General features: G+C 37.2%; 17 protein-coding genes and 2 pseudogenes. 12 read left to right on the top strand and 7 right to left on the bottom strand.

Annotation, left to right across the window (positions count from 1 at the left end; genetic code table 11):
* The 5 genes from IW492_RS17155 to IW492_RS17135 all read left to right on the top strand — a co-directional run.
* Positions 1 to 478, top strand: a 478-nt coding sequence (locus IW492_RS17155; protein ID WP_236671986.1) for a hypothetical protein, incomplete at its 5' end; no start/stop codon positions are given.
* A 17-nt stretch (positions 479 to 495) separates the two neighbouring features.
* Complete coding sequence (locus IW492_RS17150) at positions 496 to 1,017, top strand: hypothetical protein (RefSeq protein WP_202069251.1); 522 nt, start codon at positions 496 to 498, stop codon at positions 1,015 to 1,017.
* 358 nt (positions 1,018 to 1,375) lie between these two features.
* Positions 1,376 to 2,056, top strand: coding sequence for a PAAR-like protein (locus tag IW492_RS17145; protein ID WP_202069248.1), 681 nt, complete (start codon positions 1,376 to 1,378; stop codon positions 2,054 to 2,056).
* Between the two features lie 72 nt (positions 2,057 to 2,128).
* Positions 2,129 to 2,725: a hypothetical protein gene (locus tag IW492_RS17140; RefSeq protein WP_202069246.1), complete on the top strand. Its 597-nt coding sequence runs from the start codon at positions 2,129 to 2,131 to the stop codon at positions 2,723 to 2,725.
* Between the two features lie 18 nt (positions 2,726 to 2,743).
* Positions 2,744 to 3,127, top strand: coding sequence for a hypothetical protein (locus tag IW492_RS17135; protein ID WP_202069244.1), 384 nt, complete (start codon positions 2,744 to 2,746; stop codon positions 3,125 to 3,127).
* 274 nt (positions 3,128 to 3,401) lie between these two features.
* Here IW492_RS17135 and IW492_RS17130 read toward each other — a convergent pair.
* From IW492_RS17130 to IW492_RS17110, 5 genes and pseudogenes are all read right to left on the bottom strand, one after another.
* A pseudogene (locus IW492_RS17130) lies at positions 3,402 to 3,881 on the bottom strand (IS3 family transposase); the annotation flags it as partial.
* 51 nt (positions 3,882 to 3,932) lie between these two features.
* Positions 3,933 to 4,706 (bottom strand): IS3 family transposase, encoded by a 774-nt coding sequence (locus IW492_RS18565; RefSeq protein WP_442896375.1) that lies wholly within the window; start codon positions 4,704 to 4,706, stop codon positions 3,933 to 3,935.
* Between the two features lie 126 nt (positions 4,707 to 4,832).
* On the bottom strand, positions 4,833 to 5,117 hold the full coding sequence (locus IW492_RS17120) for a transposase (RefSeq protein WP_202069242.1): 285 nt from the start codon (positions 5,115 to 5,117) through the stop codon (positions 4,833 to 4,835).
* 76 nt (positions 5,118 to 5,193) lie between these two features.
* Complete coding sequence (locus IW492_RS17115; protein ID WP_202069240.1) at positions 5,194 to 5,514, bottom strand: IS3 family transposase; 321 nt, start codon at positions 5,512 to 5,514, stop codon at positions 5,194 to 5,196.
* A gap of 163 nt (positions 5,515 to 5,677) precedes the next feature.
* A complete protein-coding gene (locus tag IW492_RS17110) occupies positions 5,678 to 5,902 on the bottom strand; it encodes a transposase (RefSeq protein WP_202069238.1) in 225 nt (74 codons plus the stop codon).
* A gap of 264 nt (positions 5,903 to 6,166) precedes the next feature.
* Between IW492_RS17110 and IW492_RS17105 the strand changes: the two genes are divergently transcribed.
* The 7 genes from IW492_RS17105 (at position 6,167) to IW492_RS17075 (ending at position 14,593) form a co-directional block, all read left to right on the top strand.
* Positions 6,167 to 6,670 carry a hypothetical protein gene (locus IW492_RS17105; RefSeq protein WP_202069236.1) on the top strand — a complete coding sequence of 168 codons (504 nt, stop codon included), beginning with the start codon at positions 6,167 to 6,169 and terminating at the stop codon, positions 6,668 to 6,670.
* Positions 6,671 to 6,982: 312 nt separating this feature from the next.
* Positions 6,983 to 8,485 (top strand): AHH domain-containing protein, encoded by a 1,503-nt coding sequence (locus IW492_RS17100; RefSeq protein ID WP_202069234.1) that lies wholly within the window; start codon positions 6,983 to 6,985, stop codon positions 8,483 to 8,485.
* Positions 8,486 to 8,505: 20 nt separating this feature from the next.
* Positions 8,506 to 8,964 carry a DUF4274 domain-containing protein gene (locus tag IW492_RS17095; RefSeq protein ID WP_202069233.1) on the top strand — a complete coding sequence of 153 codons (459 nt, stop codon included), beginning with the start codon at positions 8,506 to 8,508 and terminating at the stop codon, positions 8,962 to 8,964.
* A 477-nt stretch (positions 8,965 to 9,441) separates the two neighbouring features.
* Positions 9,442 to 9,852 carry a hypothetical protein gene (locus IW492_RS17090; RefSeq protein ID WP_202069232.1) on the top strand — a complete coding sequence of 137 codons (411 nt, stop codon included), beginning with the start codon at positions 9,442 to 9,444 and terminating at the stop codon, positions 9,850 to 9,852.
* A gap of 297 nt (positions 9,853 to 10,149) precedes the next feature.
* On the top strand, positions 10,150 to 12,750 hold the full coding sequence (locus IW492_RS17085; RefSeq protein ID WP_202069231.1) for a contractile injection system protein, VgrG/Pvc8 family: 2,601 nt from the start codon (positions 10,150 to 10,152) through the stop codon (positions 12,748 to 12,750).
* Between the two features lie 177 nt (positions 12,751 to 12,927).
* Positions 12,928 to 14,190, top strand: a complete 1,263-nt coding sequence (locus IW492_RS17080; RefSeq protein WP_202069230.1) for a PAAR-like protein — start codon at positions 12,928 to 12,930, stop codon at positions 14,188 to 14,190.
* A 22-nt stretch (positions 14,191 to 14,212) separates the two neighbouring features.
* A complete protein-coding gene (locus IW492_RS17075) occupies positions 14,213 to 14,593 on the top strand; it encodes a hypothetical protein (protein WP_236671985.1) in 381 nt (126 codons plus the stop codon).
* Between the two features lie 190 nt (positions 14,594 to 14,783).
* On the opposite strand, the gene IW492_RS17070 is transcribed toward IW492_RS17075, so the two are convergent.
* Together IW492_RS17070 and IW492_RS17065 are read right to left on the bottom strand one after the other, a co-directional pair.
* Positions 14,784 to 15,395, bottom strand: a complete 612-nt coding sequence (locus IW492_RS17070; protein WP_202069226.1) for an IS3 family transposase — start codon at positions 15,393 to 15,395, stop codon at positions 14,784 to 14,786.
* 567 nt (positions 15,396 to 15,962) lie between these two features.
* Positions 15,963 to 16,095 (bottom strand): annotated as a pseudogene (locus tag IW492_RS17065) (IS30 family transposase); the annotation flags it as partial.

The raw sequence follows: 16,095 nt of genomic DNA, 5'->3' as shown, positions 1-16,095 counted from the left end.
GGATGAGTTTTCGGAAATGTTGGGGAAATATAGTGAGGAAATGCTGGAGCTGGCAGGTATCCCATCGAGTTATCTTGATGATGCAGCCAGATATGGCGATGACTTAGCGATAAGCGCCAGCAAACATGGGGATGAAGCGGCAAGTGCTGGTAAGAAAGCTGGTGGGGCTTTAGGGCAAGGAGATATGACAGCTTTCAGAAAACATTTTGTCAATCATAAACATTTATTAGAAGATATTACAGGGAAAAAATATAAAAAATTGAAGAGTCATGGGGATGAATTCTTAGAGGATTTAGCTAAATTGATTTCTGATGGAACGGTCAAATATGAGGGGTTAGGCACACTTAATAAAGGTGGTGCTATTGAAAAAATATATCGAGGAAACGGTGTAACTCTTGTAGTATCACAAGATGGTGTATTTAGAACTTTGTTAGAAACTGGTAAAGGAATGGATATAGGAATTATGTTTATAAAATAGAAAAGGAGGAGATAGAGATGTTAAAGAAACTAAAAGAAAAACTACACAATAATATTATTAGAGATATATATGTAACAGGGTATCTATATGAAGATGAAGAAGGAATCAACGAGTTTTCTCCAACAATGGATTATGTATATTTTAAATTTGATGATTGCTTCATTGAGATTCATACCCTAAATCAAGAGATTAAATTTGAGTTGAAGGTGGTACATTTAATTGATTATAATTATGAAATTGATGAGGATATGACTGTCTCTAAGTCAACGGTAGGAAATCTTATTCTTGACATGGAGACTGGAAATAATATAGTAAGCATGAGACTTTATAATTCAGAAGAGCATAAAGATAGCCTTATTTGTGAAGCTATTGAATTAAGATTAAAAAATGGTCAAATTATTTTTTGCGATGCCTTATCCTATGATGGTCTCAATATTGGTGGACATAGAAAAAAGGAGATATGGGAGTATAGTTTGCCAGAGGATAAAGAGATAAAACAGAAGAATGTTGATATTTCTGATGAATGGCAACTATTTTGAAAAATAGTGTAATTTAAGATTAAACAATAAAAAAAAACATTGAGAAGTTAGTAAAAATTAAAAAAAGGCACTTTATCACGAGACTGGTAATCAAGTGATAAAGTCTTGACTAGTAAGAGCGAACTCACTAATCAAGTTGCCAATAGCAAACAAAAGCAAGTTACTAAAATAAATCATATTTTTAGAGTTGAGGATTGTGTAAAACACTGAATAGTGAAAAACTTCAATAATAACATCTTATTGTTATTGGGGTTTATTCAGTGTGCCTACAGATGAACGAATAAATTTTCTTATAGTTATTTAATGTGTGTGTTTAGTCGGGATTTTAAAGTAGAAAAAAGGGAGCAGGTGAAAGAACATGGGGTCGTCAAGCTACGAAATGCAGGCAGCGTATGCAAGCAGTCAGGCAACCAAGACCAAAGTGACAAGCACTGCACAGGAATGCAGCAATTGGATCACCGAGGCGGATATCTCAGATAGTCAGAAAGAAATCTACCTGAATAACCTATCCAGAAATACCCATGGCAGTATGCCAAGTCGATCATTAGATGAGCTGTCCAAGGATACCAGTCTGCATCTGTCCAGTCGTGCAGTTGAGTCCATGCAGGTGGTTGAAGGAGCTCAAGTCAGTTGTATGAAAGGAATGACAAGAGACATGCTGGTTTCCACCTCATCGGGTGGACCAAAGGTTGGAGGAAAGCCGGGATTAACAATTAAGGATACAGAAACAGTCCTCGGCACATTTGGTACCTGCAAGAAGCAAACAAAGGATGCGGAGAAAAAAGCAAAAAACGAAGGAAAAGATACACCAGATCCAGTCCCTTGTGAACCAGATTTCGAAGATGAATGGTATAATGGAGATGTTGCGACAAAGTTTGTGGACGAAGGAGCATTGCATAAGCTGTGTATGTTGACCTGTAAACATGCGGGGGAAAAGGGCAGTGTAATCATAGAAACAAATGGGCAGGGCTCCAGTGCGGATATAATGTTGCAGACAATGGATTTGATGACAGAGCTTTTCCTGTCGGATGCGTACTAATTTTTTACAGGGAGGAATTTTAATACCTACGGGAAACTGACTATAGGAGAACGAGCGTTTTCAGGGTTTATGATGGCACTGGATTTTGTCCCGTTTGGCAAAGTAGTGGATGTGTTGAAGCTGGGAAAATATACAGATGAAGCTATGGACCTGATGCGCAGATATGGAGATAATTTCACAGACCTGATGCGAAAGTACGGGGATGAGTTTTCGGAAATGTTGGGGAAATATAGTGAGGAAATGCTGGAGTTGGCAGGTATCCCATCGAGTTATCTTGATGATGCAGCCAGATATGGCGATGACTTAGCGATAAGCGCCAGCAAGCATGGGGATGAAGCGGCAAGTGCTGGTAAGAAAGCCAGTGATGCTGTGGAAACCTCAACTGATTTTTATGTTACTCCTAGTGGAGATGCAATTCCTAGTACAAAAGATGAATTTTTTGATAATTTATCTAAATTAAAAGAGGAAAATGGTAAATATATTGGCGAGGGAACAGAAGGACCAGTAAGAATTAGAGTCGATGATGCTCATCCGCAGAAACCTAATTTCACAGGTCCATCTAATCCAGATCATGTAGTGGATCATATTCATATTGAGCATAGAAAAAATGGGGATACAGGACCTTGGGGACGAGATAAAGTGACCATTCCTCAGGATATGCTAAAATAAAATAATAGGAGTTTTTTTATGATTGGAAATAATAGTGAAATAAATTTATACAATTGGAATGATTGGTATTTTGAAAAATTGGAATTGAATTTTGATGATATAAAAGTTTATATATCAAATGATACTGATGAAATTATAGAATTGATTTGTAAAAAATATATAGGTATATCTTACCTTGGACATTGGGATGAATCAGTTATAAAAAGCATGAAAGTTAACGAAAATACGGAATTAACTGAGAAATCTATCAAAGTAATAAAAGAAAATTATAAAGATATGGTTTTAGGTGGAGGCTATAGAAACATTACTGATATTTGGTGTGAGTTTGTAATAGAGTTTATTGATGGTAATACTTTGGGTATTGTTTGTAGTGAAATTGTGCTCGTGAGTAATTCTGAATAGTTTTATTAACGCCGATAGTAAAATTAAGCTAGACAACTAAATAAGTCATTTGTGCTACACTCAAAATAGTTCCGTCCAAAGAATTATAAGGAGTGAAGACTGGATCTAAGTCAATATCTTGGACACTTTTTGGGAGACTTTTTTGAAAAATGTCACTTTGAGAGTGTGCCATCGTTTCCCATAACCCTCAAGCCTAAATCGCTTGACCGCTATGGGAAGCGATGACGAATGATACTCATGACTTTTTCGCAAAAAAATGGTAGGTGTGAAAGATCTAAGCTATTTGTTTAGCACGGTCCTCCATTTCTTGGGGCGTTAAATAGTCAATACTTCCATGGATTCGTTTACGATTATAAAACCCTTCTATATATTGAAATAATTTTCTCGACGCCTCTTCAACGGTTTGATAAGACGTTTGATAGACCTCTTCTTTTTTTAGCGTGGCATGAAATGATTCTATCCCCGCATTGTCGTAAGGACAACCTTTTCCGCTAAATGAATGACGAATTTTTAACTCGTTCAATCGAGTCTCGTAAGACTCACTCGTGTATTGGCTGCCTAAATCCGAATGAAGAATCAAGTCTTTTGTCACTTGTTGCGTTTGAACCACTTTATCTAAGGTATCTAAAACCAAATCCGTTGTCATTCGTTCCCCAAATGACCAAGCGATGATCTTTTTCGAATGTATATCTTGAATAGACGATAAATAACACCACCCATCTTTAATGGTGTGAATGTAAGTGATATCTGTTACTTGTCCTAAGTCAAGAATTAGGACAAGTTAAAATGAGAACGCCCTCTGCTTTTAGCTAATGAGTCGTCGTTTCCTTTTCTCGGCTTGTTCATGCAACGTTTCAAATTCATTTGGGGACAGATAATTGCAATGGCTGTGGAGTCGAACTGTATTGTAGAATGTTTCAATGTATTCAAAAATCATATGGTAGGCATGAGTGAAATTTTTGAGAGTAAAACGATTTAACCATTCCCGTTTAATCAGAGCATGAAAGGACTCGATACACGCATTCTCCCATGGCGCAGCCTTGGCTGAGCAGCTCAGTTGTATATCAGCTGTGACGCGTTGGTATTCTTTGGAAATATACTGGCTCCCCCGGTCACTGCGTAAAACCACCGGCAGAAAAAGGTGCCGACCTTTCTTGGCCTTTTTGACAGTATCCACCACACAGGAAACCTCCAACGTATCCGTCACGTTCCAGGCAATGATTTTACGGGAAAACAAATCCATGACACTGGTTAGATAGACAAAGCCAGTCTCTGTCCAAACATACGTGATATCCGTACACCAAATCGCATTGGGACGCTCTGGGTTGAAGTCTTCTTCTAAAATAGTTTGAAGTTTACTAGAGAAATCAGTGGGTTTCGTTGTAACCGTCCAAGGTTTGACCCACTGAGCCCGGATACCTTCCTGACGCATATAATTACCTACCGTGCGTTGCGCAATGATTTCTCCATCTTTGCGCAACTCTTTCGTAATCTTAGGAGCACCGTAGTTTTCTTTAGATGCGTGGTAGAGTATTCGAATTTTCTTCTTGACCTGTTCCTTGCGTTTTTGGCTGGCGATTCAACCAAGCATAGTAACCGGATCGGGAGACGCCTAAGACTGCCAACATTCCAGAGATGGAGGGACGGCGCTCCTGCTTTGATTCCGCCTCCATCTTATCAGAAACGCTCTGATAAAGTGTCTCTGTCAGTTTCCCAGAATGTTGATGTTTTTTTTTAGGACATCCAGTGCATCTTCTGTATTCAGCAGCTGACGTTTGAGATGGGCATTTTCTTTGGCTAAATCCGAGCTGTAGTTGCCAGAACCTCTAGGGTGAATGATTCTGGATTCTCGTAGTTCTTTTTTCCAGCGGGAGAGAGTTTGGTAACTGACGCCCAGATTCTTGGCACATCCCTTCAACCCCAGATTTTTATGCTCCGAATAATACTGAACTGTAGCCAATTTAAACTGCTTATCATACGGCTTGACCATGATGAGTTCCTCCTTCTTTCTGGTACTTCAAGTGTACCATGCGGTCAGAGTATTCTCATTTTGCCTTGTCCTAATTCTATGCTAACATCACAGACATGCGCCGAGCATTCGTAAGAAGCGTAGGAGCAAAGCCCTCTTGATTTAAATCTGTTGTTGAAAAATCACGCTTAAGAAGATTGTCGCGTTCTTGAATGCGTTCAGAAGTTGAGTGACCTGGACGCCATTTTTTGATGATAATCGACTGAATAGCTAATTGGCGCATTAACTTTTGAACACGTTTCAAACCAATGTTGATTTGTTGTTTTGCCAGTGCCTGATGAATTTTGGGCGCGCCATATCGACGGCTAGAATCTAAATAAATCCTCATGATTCTGTCGCTTAATTTTTTATTTTCCATCGTTCGATTCGAGTCAGTTCGGGTTAATCTTTCATAATAACTTGAACGGGGAAGTTCAAATAGCTGGCAGGCTCTAGAAACATTCATATTTCTTGATAAATGATGTACAGTATCAAGAAATGTCTTATCATCTATTTTTTTGCGAATATGGTTAAGACCTTTTTTAGGATGCCATTGTCCTCCTTAAGTTGAGCCATTTTTTTTTCAATTTAAGAAACTCGGCTTCCGTAACGCCAGAGGCGTTATTTGGTGTATAAAGCTTAATCCATTTGTAAATGGTTTGTGACGCCATTCCATATTCACTTGCCAATTGTTCTACCGAGCTGCCTGCGTGATAGAGGTCAACAATCGTTTGTTTGAACTCTTCAGTAAATCGTTGTTTTGCCATTTAAGACACGTCCTTTTCTTCTTAGGTATAATTCTACCAAAACGTGTCCATGATTTCATCCTAGCATCAGATATAAATAGGTATACAGAGATTGCTTATAATGATTTATTGTCTCAAGGAAAGAAAGGCGATACTTTTCTCTATAAGATAAATGGGGAAGAAATTAGCATCTATATACAACCTGATGGCGGATTTGGAACAGCTTACGGAAAGTATCAGTATACTTTAGAGCAATTTAAAAATCTTATGAAATAGGGTGAGAAAATGTTTGAAATAGACTTTACAGTATTTGAGAATGATGAATCAGAGAATTTTGTTGGAGAATACGGATATTTTAGCTTTACTATTGATAATGAAAAATACGGAATTATGATTGAAGAAGAAATAGATGATTTTTCAGTATCTGTGTATGACTGGTTTACCAGCTTTCTAAAATCTTTAGAGATTTTAAAAAAAGAAGACTATGTTTTAATTAATGATATTGAATCTTTTAATACATGGATTGAAATGTATAGAAATGATGAAATTATATCTATTAGCAAAGTTTCAGGAGATAAAGTAGAGCAAGGAGGATGGGTACGCACAGAAAAGCTTTCTGATGCAAATTATAAATTTTGGAAAGATAAAAAAGTTCTATTTTCGGATTTTAGAGCAGAGATTTTAGAAAAATCGGAAAAATATCTAACAGATATAATCGGATTGAATTCTTTGCAGAATAGTAAGGTCTTTGAATTAAGTGATTTAGTTACAAAATTGAAATTACTTTAAAAATTTTAAGTTAAATAAAACGGCACTTTACTATCTGATTGGCGTCGGATAGCAAAGCCTTGACTAGTAAGCACGAACTCACTAATCAAGTTGCCAATAGCAAACAAAAGCAAGTTACTAAAATAAATCATATTTTTAGAGTTGAGGATTGTGTAAAGCACTGAATAGTGAAAAAGTCCAATAATAACATCTTATTGTTATTGGGGTTTATTCAGTGTGCCTATAGATGAACGAATAAATTTTCTTATAGTTATTTAATGTGTGTGTTTAGTCGGAATTTTAAAGTAGAAAAAAGGGAGTAGGTGAAAGAACATGGGGTCGTCAAGCTACGAAATGCAGGCAGCGTATGCGAGCAGTCAGGCAACCAAGACCAAAGTGACAAGCACTGCACAGGAATGCAGCAATTGGATCACCGAGGCGGATATCTCAGATAGTCAGAAAGAAATCTACCTGAATAACCTATCCAGAAATACCCATGGCAGTATGCCAAGTCGATCATTAGATGAGCTGTCCAAGGATACCAGTCTGCATCTGTCCAGCCGTGCAGTTGAGTCCATGCAGGTGGTCGAAGGAGCCCAGGTCAGTTGTATGAAAGGAATGACAAGAGACATGCTGGTTTCCACCTCATCGGGTGGACCAAAGGTTGGAGGAAAGCCGGGATTAACAATTAAGGATACAGAAACAGTCCTCGGCACATTTGGTACCTGCAAGAAACAAACAAAGGATGCGGAGAAAAAAGCAAAAAACGAAGGAAAAGATGCACCAGATCCAGTCCCATGTGAACCAGATTTCGAAGATGAATGGTATAATGGAGATGTTGCGACAAAGTTTGTGGACGAAGGAGCATTGCATAAGCTGTGTATGTTGACCTGTAAACATGCGGGGGAAAAGGGCAGCGTAATCATAGAAACAAATGGGCAGGGCTCCAGTGCGGATATAATGTTGCAGACAATGGATTTGATGACAGAGCTTTTCCTGTCGGATGCGTACCAATTTTTTACAGGGAGGAATTTTAATACCTATGGGAAACTGACTATAGGAGAACGAGCGTTTTCAGGGTTTATGATGGCACTGGATTTTGTCCCGTTTGGCAAAGTAGTGGATGTGTTGAAGCTGGGAAAATATACAGATGAAGCTATGGACCTGATGCGCAGATATGGAGATAATTTCACAGACCTGATGCGAAAGTACGGGGATGAGTTTTCGGAAATGTTGGGGAAATATAGTGAGGAAATGCTGGAGTTGGCAGGTATCCCATCGAGTTATCTTGATGATGCAGCCAGATATGGCGATGACTTAGCGATAAGCGCCAGCAAGCATGGGGATGAAGCGGCAAGTGCTGGTAAGAAAGCCAGTGGGGCTGAGCGGTTAATACCAGGTGAAGTAGGTAAGGTTACAGGTGGGAACTCAACAAAACTTGGAAAGAATTTATTAGAATCTATGGGATTAAAGCGTTCAGGGAAATGGACTGGGTATCAAGCGCAGCATATAATACCGTCTGAGTTGAAAAAACATCCTATTTTGAAAAAAATGGGAATTAATTTAGATGATGCAAGTAATGGGATTTTTTTAAGGGTACCTGATGATGTAGTAAGTGCTATGTCCAGACATAGAGGATATCATTCAACGTATAGCGAAGTAATAAAAAGACAACTTGATAAACTAGATATAAATGTTTCACCACAAGATCTACAAAATCAAGTTGCTAAATTACAGCAAAATTTGAGGAAATTACAACAAAATGGACTACCGTTGTATCCTAGTCAAGGAGCAACAGTTGAAATGTGGGAAAGGTATCTTAATAAATTGAATTGATTTTTTAGGGAGGATAGGAAATGAATGATCAAGAGAAAAATATTGTAGAAAAATTATTTGGTGATATAAGTGAGTCTGAAAAATTGAAAATAATCAAAGAAATTAGTAATCCAGAAGTTTTATATTCGTTTATGTATAATTATAATTGGAATGATGGTTTTGTTGTCCCGAAGGAAGTATTAAATAATAAAAATTGCGATTTAGGCACAGCATTGTTAATTTTTTATTTAGCGGACGGTTACAGATTATTAGAAGATAGGGAATCCTATAATAATGCTAATTTATCAGAGTGGGGAACATTCATAAAAAATTTATTCGATAAAATTCAGTCAGAGAGTTTCAAAAAAAGTAAACTAGCTTATACGCCTGAGTTGACTAAAGTGCAAAAATATAAATTGAGAAAGAGTAATCCAGATATTTCACCTGTCTTTATTGAAGGTGTTGATGGGGAGATTGTAGATAAGGATATTTTGAAATAATATTTGGAGCTGTACGCTGGTAAAAGCAGATAATTTGTTTAATCGTATGAATGCTATTTTGTTGGATTCTGAGGGTGAAGAAAGATGATGTTAGAAAAAATGATTCGAGTGCTAAAGTAAACGGTGGGTATTTTAGGCTAAAAAGGCTTTAGGAATTAATAAGGTGCCAGCTATTTTGAGAGTTCCTTGAGCATTAACAAAAACACATGTCCAATACTCAAAGTGGAATTGGCGAAGTAAATGATTGAGTTAGGGAAAACAGGTAAATATATTTATGAGATAGTAGGATAAAAAATTACATTCGTTATTAATAATGATGGGATTTTGGACGCAGCATTTGGAAGTCACAAATTAACAGTAAATGATTTTAGAAAGTAAGGGTGAAATATAATGATTAAATTTAAGTTTAAAATTTTCACTTCCTATATTGAAGATGATGACGAGTGAAAAGGAAAGTATGGATATTTTCAACTTTGTGTGGACGATAAAACATATGGAGAATACAGAGAATATATTGAATTAGATATACTATCCATGAATATTTATGATTGGTTTAGTAACTTTGCTCAGACATGTATGTTACTTAAAAATATAGTTTATCTTAGTGATGTAGAGACATCAGAGGTATGGATAAAGATGATAGCTGATGGAGAAGATGTTCAAATTAGTGAAATCTATGCTGATAAACCTGATGGAAGTCATTCAGTTGAAACAGATATAAATTTAGATGAAAAAAATAGAGTATGGGAAAAAACTGTAAAAGTTCTAGATTTTCAAAGAGAGTTAGTTTTTAAGGGGGAACAATATTTATTAGAATTGAAAAAATTAAATAGCGAAACTAATGAATATATAAAGAAACTAGAAATGCAATTAAAAGAAATTAAATAAAAAAGGCACTTTATCAAGAGACTGGTAATCCAGTGATAAAGCCTTGATTAGTAAGGTCTAAACTTACTAATCAAGTTGCCAATAGCAAACAAAAGCAAGTTACTAAAATAAATCATATTTTTAGAGTTGAGGATTGTGTAAAACACTGAATAGTGAAAAACTTCAATAATAATATCTTATTGTTATTGGGGTTTATTCAGTGTGCCTACAGATGAACGAATAAAATTTCTTATAGTTATTTAATGTGTGTGTTTAGTCGGAATTTTAAAGTAGAAAAAAGGGAGCAGGTGAAAGAACATGGGGTCGTCAAGCTACGAAATGCAGGCAGCGTATGCGAGCAGTCAGGCAACCAAGACCAAAGTGACAAGCACTGCACAGGAATGTAGCAATTGGATCACCGAGAAGGACACTGCTTTGTATCTTATGAATACTTCAACAGCGAATGAAGCCATTCGTCTCGAAAATAAAGAGACAAAAGAGGTGCTGTTTGCAGGATTAATTGAAAACATTAGTGTTTCTATGAAGAATCACGTGTGGCAGGCTAAACTGCAGATTTGTTCAATGACAAAACAGCTGGATATCAAGAGGCAAAAACGCTCTTTCCAAAACAAAATACTTTCTTATCAGAATTTATATACAGCTGTTTTGGCAAACTATCCGAACAGTCAGTTTATTACAGTTCTAAATCAGAATCAGACAATCAATCAGATGATTCTTCAATATGATGAAACAGACTGGGAATTATTGAAACGATTAACGAGTAGAAATCAAGCATTTTTAGTTCCGGATATAAAAGAGTCACGAGCTAGATTTTGGATAGGGTTGAAGAAAGGAAAAGCTGTTTCCGTTCCGGCAACAGAATATTCGATTTCCAAATGTTATGAAGGCTATGAAAAAGGAATTCATAATTTCGATAACAATGAATCATTGACAGCATTTCAGCAGACAAGTTTTTCATCTTACAAAGAATCACATCTGGGTGACTATTTTTATCATAAAGATCAGCTGTTTTCAATCATTGAAAAGAAGGCGGAAATGAAATCAGGCTTGCTGATATTTACTTATAAAGCTGCTCCTGAACAATCGCTGGCTTATATAAAAAGTGAAGCGGTCAAAAATATTGGTGTGACAATCACTGGAACAGTATTGTCGGTAAAAGGGCATATGGTCAGGGTTCACTTAGATATTGATCAGGAACAAAAGAAGAATGAGGCAGTCTGGCTTCCCTATGTTACTGAAGGAAGTAACATTGCGTATTACATGCCTGAAATTGGTTCAAAAGTTAAGGTTTATTTTCCGCAGACTAATGAAAGAAATGCAATGGTTACTCAGGGGATACGTTCCAATACTGCGTCATATAGCAGCCAGATGAGCGATCCGGCAACGAAAATTTTGAGTAATTTGCAGGGTAAAAAAATTTCATTAACATCTGGCGATTTGTCGGTTGTTTCAGATGATGGATTGTCTATTACTTTAACAGATAATAGCAATATTGCTATCAACAGTTCGAGTTCAATTAATATGCATTCTTCAGGGAATGTCAGTTTTTCCAGCTCTCAGTCCATTTCTGTCAGTGGAGATAAAGGAGTCACCTTGCAGGGGAAAAATATAAGTTCCATTATAGTGGCAGCGGATATTCAGCTGGCGAGTCCTGATCTTCAATATACAGGAGGCTCTGGTGTTAAAGCGATACATAAAGCATTAGAAGGAAATAATAAAAATCAGCGAAAGAAACGCAATCCCGATGTCACCCCTATACAGCAGCTGGATGCAGTCCAGATCAGCCAGCAGGTATTCAGTATGATTCCGGCAATGCTTGATCTAAACGCCTTGGATAAAGGGCAAAGAGCTCTTCAATCAGCCGCACTTTTGGCTAACAGTATGATTCCGACAATGAATAAAACAAAAGAAGTAAAAGCGGGGGAATCTGAAGAGAATAAAAAGAATAAAGAGCTCAAACCGCTTAGTTCGAACTTCCGAGCGAAATTATCTTTGAGCAACTATGTAATTAAAGCTGTGCCTACGAAAAATACTGAATTAAAAGCATTCCCGGTAAAACAAAATGGAAACTTGCGGGATATGGCAGTGGGAATCACACCGATTTTCAGCAACACATCAAGTAATTCTGCAACATTGCCAATTGCAGCACAGAAAATAGAGCGTGCATCTGTTTCAGTCAATGCTCCTGCTAAAAAAAACAAGCAAGCAACAATGACTAGGGAGATAAAACCAGTAAACAAAAGGGCTCAGTCAGCTGTAAATAGCAAAATTACTTTTGGCAACATCTCTTTAAAATCAGGAGTCAAAGCACGCAATACTAAAACGAAAATTGCTTCAAAAAAAATAGATGTAACTAGTACAAAACAAAACTTGTCAGTCAGTAAAATAGCTGCAGCAGCAAACAGCCAACAAACAAATAAAATTAATGTAATTCAGCCTGTTAAAAATGGTACTGCAAACAAATCATCTGGCGGAGGAAGTACATCCGGCAGCGGATTCGGAGTCGTAAATAAAGGAGCCAGTTCAGCAATTAGTCCGGTTAATTTGATCACCGCTCAAACGACACAATTAATCAGGCAGCTGAATCAGCAAAAGTCAGAGCAGTATATCAACAATCTGACATTGAAGAAAATCAGTTCTGGAAGAAGAGAAATCAAACCACTGGCTGCGACAAGGACTGAGGTCAAGAGCATCAATTTGGGGATGAAAGTGATCAATCAGAATAACGCACCAAAGATATGGAACAAATTGAATAATAAAATTCAATTATCCGGAATGGGCATCACACCACTGAGCATTGATACACCGTTGTTTAACAGTGCGGCATCAATGAAGCTGCATGACAGGGTGGAGACGAAGCACCTTGCAGCAGAAAAGCATCAATCCAGTTTTGAGTAAGGGGTATTCGATGAGCAGTCCAGGAATAAGTTTCAATGATGCATTTGATCGATAAAAAAATTCAACAATGGATAAGCATGAAATTGGATACAAGGTAAGTTACCCTATGTTAAAATTACTATTGACTCTGGTGACGATGAAAGCTTTGTAAATCAGAGAATAAAAGGAGAAGGAGAGATGAGCGAGGGAAAGATTTTTGGGCCGATGACACTGACAGAAAAACTGGCTGAGGCAACGTCAGTTTCTTCGGGATCAAGTGGAGGAGGCAGTCCATCCTTTGTAGTAGCCGGGGCAACAGTAACATGCAAAGAAGGAAGTAAAGAGGCTCATTTGATGAATATGAGCTTTGGCAGTGTAGACATCGGCATGATGCAGGGCTTAACCAAGGATGATAAGGCCATTCAGGAAAACGATTTCGGTATTTGTAAAAAGCTGTCGGAAAAGCATGAGAAAGAAAAAGACGAGAAGAAAGAGATCCAATGCAAGCCGGAATTTTTAGAATGGAGCAATACTGAAAGTCTGACAACCTTTACAACCATTGAAACACTGACATTGAACTCGAAGTTAAGCTGTGATTGTACGTCACCGGAAAGTATTTCGATCCTTGACAGTGGTCAGGGAGGCGGTGGAAGCAATGGAAACAGCATACTGCCTCAGTTAAATGATGCTGCATTAGGAATGAATCCACTTCAGCAATATGGGTATCTGGCAGTAGGAAGTTCAGGGCTGCTAATAATGGTAAAAGGTGCAGGTGGAGCAATTGTTTCTGCAGTGGGCTGGCCAGTTTTATTAGCAGGAGGAGTTATTTTCGTTTTTTATGGACTTTCGAAAATTAATAATGGTGTTACGGTGATGCAGCCGCCGGCATGGGCAATGGGCTCAACAGGGGTCACGACAATAGGCAAAGTCTATGATCGAGATGGCAATGTAATCAGCAGCATTCCGGGATACACGAATCCTTATGGTAATGTTACGACACAAAATCCAGCAAAAGATGTAGGCAAGGGCATTACATTAGGCCCACGCCCAGAGGATATGGCAGCGGGTGGGATGTATACTGGTATCTATCCATCCGTTTCTGGAAGTAATAGGGCTAATAATTTTAATTTACCTCAAGATTATTTAAATGAAGCATTAAAACAACAAGGGATAAATGAAATACCTAAAGGATACAAACAAGGATGGACACATGATGGTTATAATTATGAAGTACGGGTTCATGCCGGAAATAGTACATATACTGATGCTGAAACAATATACCGAGTATCAAGGCAAGTAATACCTGTTTCCGGTCAACAAGGAAGTGGAACAGAGTATATCGATATTAATGGGAATTGGTGGCATGAAAGTGTATTAAGAGAGCTTCATAGAGGTGGGAAACCTAATCCAATTTATAATCCTAAAGCTGCCCAAGAAACTCATATACCTGTTAATGAATAAAGAAATGGAGAATAAAATGATTATGGAAGAAATTAATAATGAAATACTCAAAATTAATGATTATTTAAAAAAATGCTTATGGATGGATTTTGAATTTGCAAGAATGGATGGTGGAAATATTGAGATAGCAGGTAGAATTGATACCTCTTATTATGATTTTGCCATCAGTATAGAATTTGAAATGCCATTTTATATTTCTAGTTTATTGAATTGGCATTTAGATGATTCCAAGATATTTATAGAATTGTTAGAGGGAAATGAAATGTGGGATATTATTAACAGATATCATGTTGAGAAAGGAAACTATATTTTTAGAGTTAATGCTCAACATTTTGAAACAGCTCCAATAATTATTGCAAGTAAAGGCCTAAGATGTGAGATATTGAATGAAAATCCATTTTAACTACCACAACAATTGGAAAATCTCACATTGGATTTGAGTCAAGATCTCGGACACGATTTACGAGAGTTTTTTTCGAGATTCCGGCGTGCGAACCAGCAGTCAAACCAAAACAGTTTGACCGCTAATCGAAGCAATGAAAGAATAGCCCTGTGGTGGAATTCTCACAAAAAATGTAGGTAGATGGCGATGTCTATGTCTGTAGTGCCAACGCCTCCATCTGATTTTGTGTTAAATAATTGATACTGCTGTGGATTTGCTTGCGATTGTAAAATCCCTCGATGTACTGAAATAGGGCTAAATGAGCAACTTCAAAATTTTCATATGCTTTTGACGGATACACTTCTTCTTTTTTGATTGATGCGTGGAACGATTCGATACCCGCATTATCATAAGGGCAGCCTTTACGGCTAAACGAATGCCGAATAGTCAAATCTCTCAACTTTGTTTCGTAGGCTTCGCTGGTATACTGAGAACCTAAATCTAAGTGGATGATCAAATTCTCTGAGGGCGTGTGGTTTAAAAGCGCATGGTCAAGGGTTTCAATAATCAATTCTTTGCTCATTTGCTTGCCAAACTTCCAACCGATGATTTTCTTCGTATGGAGGTCTTGGATGGTGGAAAGGTACGCCCAGCCATCTTTTAGCGTATGAATGCAGGTGATATCTGTCACCCATTTTTGATTGATCGACGTAGTTGTAAAATCTTGGTTTAACAGGTTTCTACTTCCTTCAGCTTGAACTTGTGGTTGTTTTCCAGGTTTGTACTTCTTCATTGTGATGGAGCGTAGGTCTAACTTCCGCATCAGTTTTTATACTCGCTTTAGAGACAAGGTCTCGCCTCGACCAACAAGGGTTCTGTGAATTTTGGGCGCACCATAGATCCCTTTACTTTCAAAGTAGGTTCCTGAAATCAAGCGGCTTAGTCGTTCATTTTCTGTTTGGCACTTGGAAGGCTTTTTTTGGAGAGGTTGTTAGAATTCATACTGGACCTTCAAATGGAAAACCATATTTCAGAGTGAAAAATAAAGGAGGAAATTATTTGGATGATACAGGTAATTTTCCATCGAATGCTAGTAAACGGGAAGTACGTAATTTGACTCATTTCTATTTTAGATAATCAAGGAGAATATTTATGGAGTTTGAGGAAAAATTTAAAAAAATAAAAAAAGCTTTTATGACTATGATTTTACAGATAGTATTATTGAAAATTTATATTTTGATAATAAGTTAGTGAACTTCATAATAACTATAGATTATTACTTTACAGAAGCTGATGAAGAACACATTGAACTGATTTTTGAAAATTGTACAGGAGTTAATTATGAAATTCCACAAGAAATCTATAAAATGAATAATGAAATTTTCATTTGTCAAATTAAGCTAGACACCATCTCATCATCCATATAACTCAAAAATACTTCCATGGGGGTTCGATAGTTCAGTGATTTCCTTGGAATATGATTCCTTTTTGAGGCAACCGATTGGACAAATGCCTCATCAACT

The sequence above is a fragment of the Enterococcus sp. BWB1-3 genome, assembly GCF_016745275.1.
Taxonomy (GTDB): Bacteria; Bacillota; Bacilli; order Lactobacillales; family Enterococcaceae; genus Enterococcus_L.
The sequence above is the reverse complement of the archived record's forward strand: the minus strand, read 5'-3'. Positions and strand labels throughout refer to the sequence as shown.

Coding starts and splice junctions, on each gene's coding strand:
- IW492_RS17105 (WP_202069236.1), top strand. CDS start 6,167: ATGTTTGAAATAGACTTTACAGTATTTGAGAATGATGAATCAGAGAAT.
- IW492_RS17075 (WP_236671985.1), top strand. CDS start 14,213: ATGGAAGAAATTAATAATGAAATACTCAAAATTAATGATTATTTAAAA.
- IW492_RS17080 (WP_202069230.1), top strand. CDS start 12,928: ATGAGCGAGGGAAAGATTTTTGGGCCGATGACACTGACAGAAAAACTG.
- IW492_RS17135 (WP_202069244.1), top strand. CDS start 2,744: ATGATTGGAAATAATAGTGAAATAAATTTATACAATTGGAATGATTGG.
- IW492_RS17145 (WP_202069248.1), top strand. CDS start 1,376: ATGGGGTCGTCAAGCTACGAAATGCAGGCAGCGTATGCAAGCAGTCAG.
- IW492_RS17120 (WP_202069242.1), bottom strand. CDS start 5,117: ATGGTCAAGCCGTATGATAAGCAGTTTAAATTGGCTACAGTTCAGTAT.
- IW492_RS17085 (WP_202069231.1), top strand. CDS start 10,150: ATGGGGTCGTCAAGCTACGAAATGCAGGCAGCGTATGCGAGCAGTCAG.
- IW492_RS17070 (WP_202069226.1), bottom strand. CDS start 15,395: ATGCGGAAGTTAGACCTACGCTCCATCACAATGAAGAAGTACAAACCT.
- IW492_RS17115 (WP_202069240.1), bottom strand. CDS start 5,514: ATGGAAAATAAAAAATTAAGCGACAGAATCATGAGGATTTATTTAGAT.
- IW492_RS17140 (WP_202069246.1), top strand. CDS start 2,129: ATGGCACTGGATTTTGTCCCGTTTGGCAAAGTAGTGGATGTGTTGAAG.
- IW492_RS17100 (WP_202069234.1), top strand. CDS start 6,983: ATGGGGTCGTCAAGCTACGAAATGCAGGCAGCGTATGCGAGCAGTCAG.
- IW492_RS17095 (WP_202069233.1), top strand. CDS start 8,506: ATGAATGATCAAGAGAAAAATATTGTAGAAAAATTATTTGGTGATATA.
- IW492_RS17150 (WP_202069251.1), top strand. CDS start 496: ATGTTAAAGAAACTAAAAGAAAAACTACACAATAATATTATTAGAGAT.
- IW492_RS17110 (WP_202069238.1), bottom strand. CDS start 5,902: ATGGCAAAACAACGATTTACTGAAGAGTTCAAACAAACGATTGTTGAC.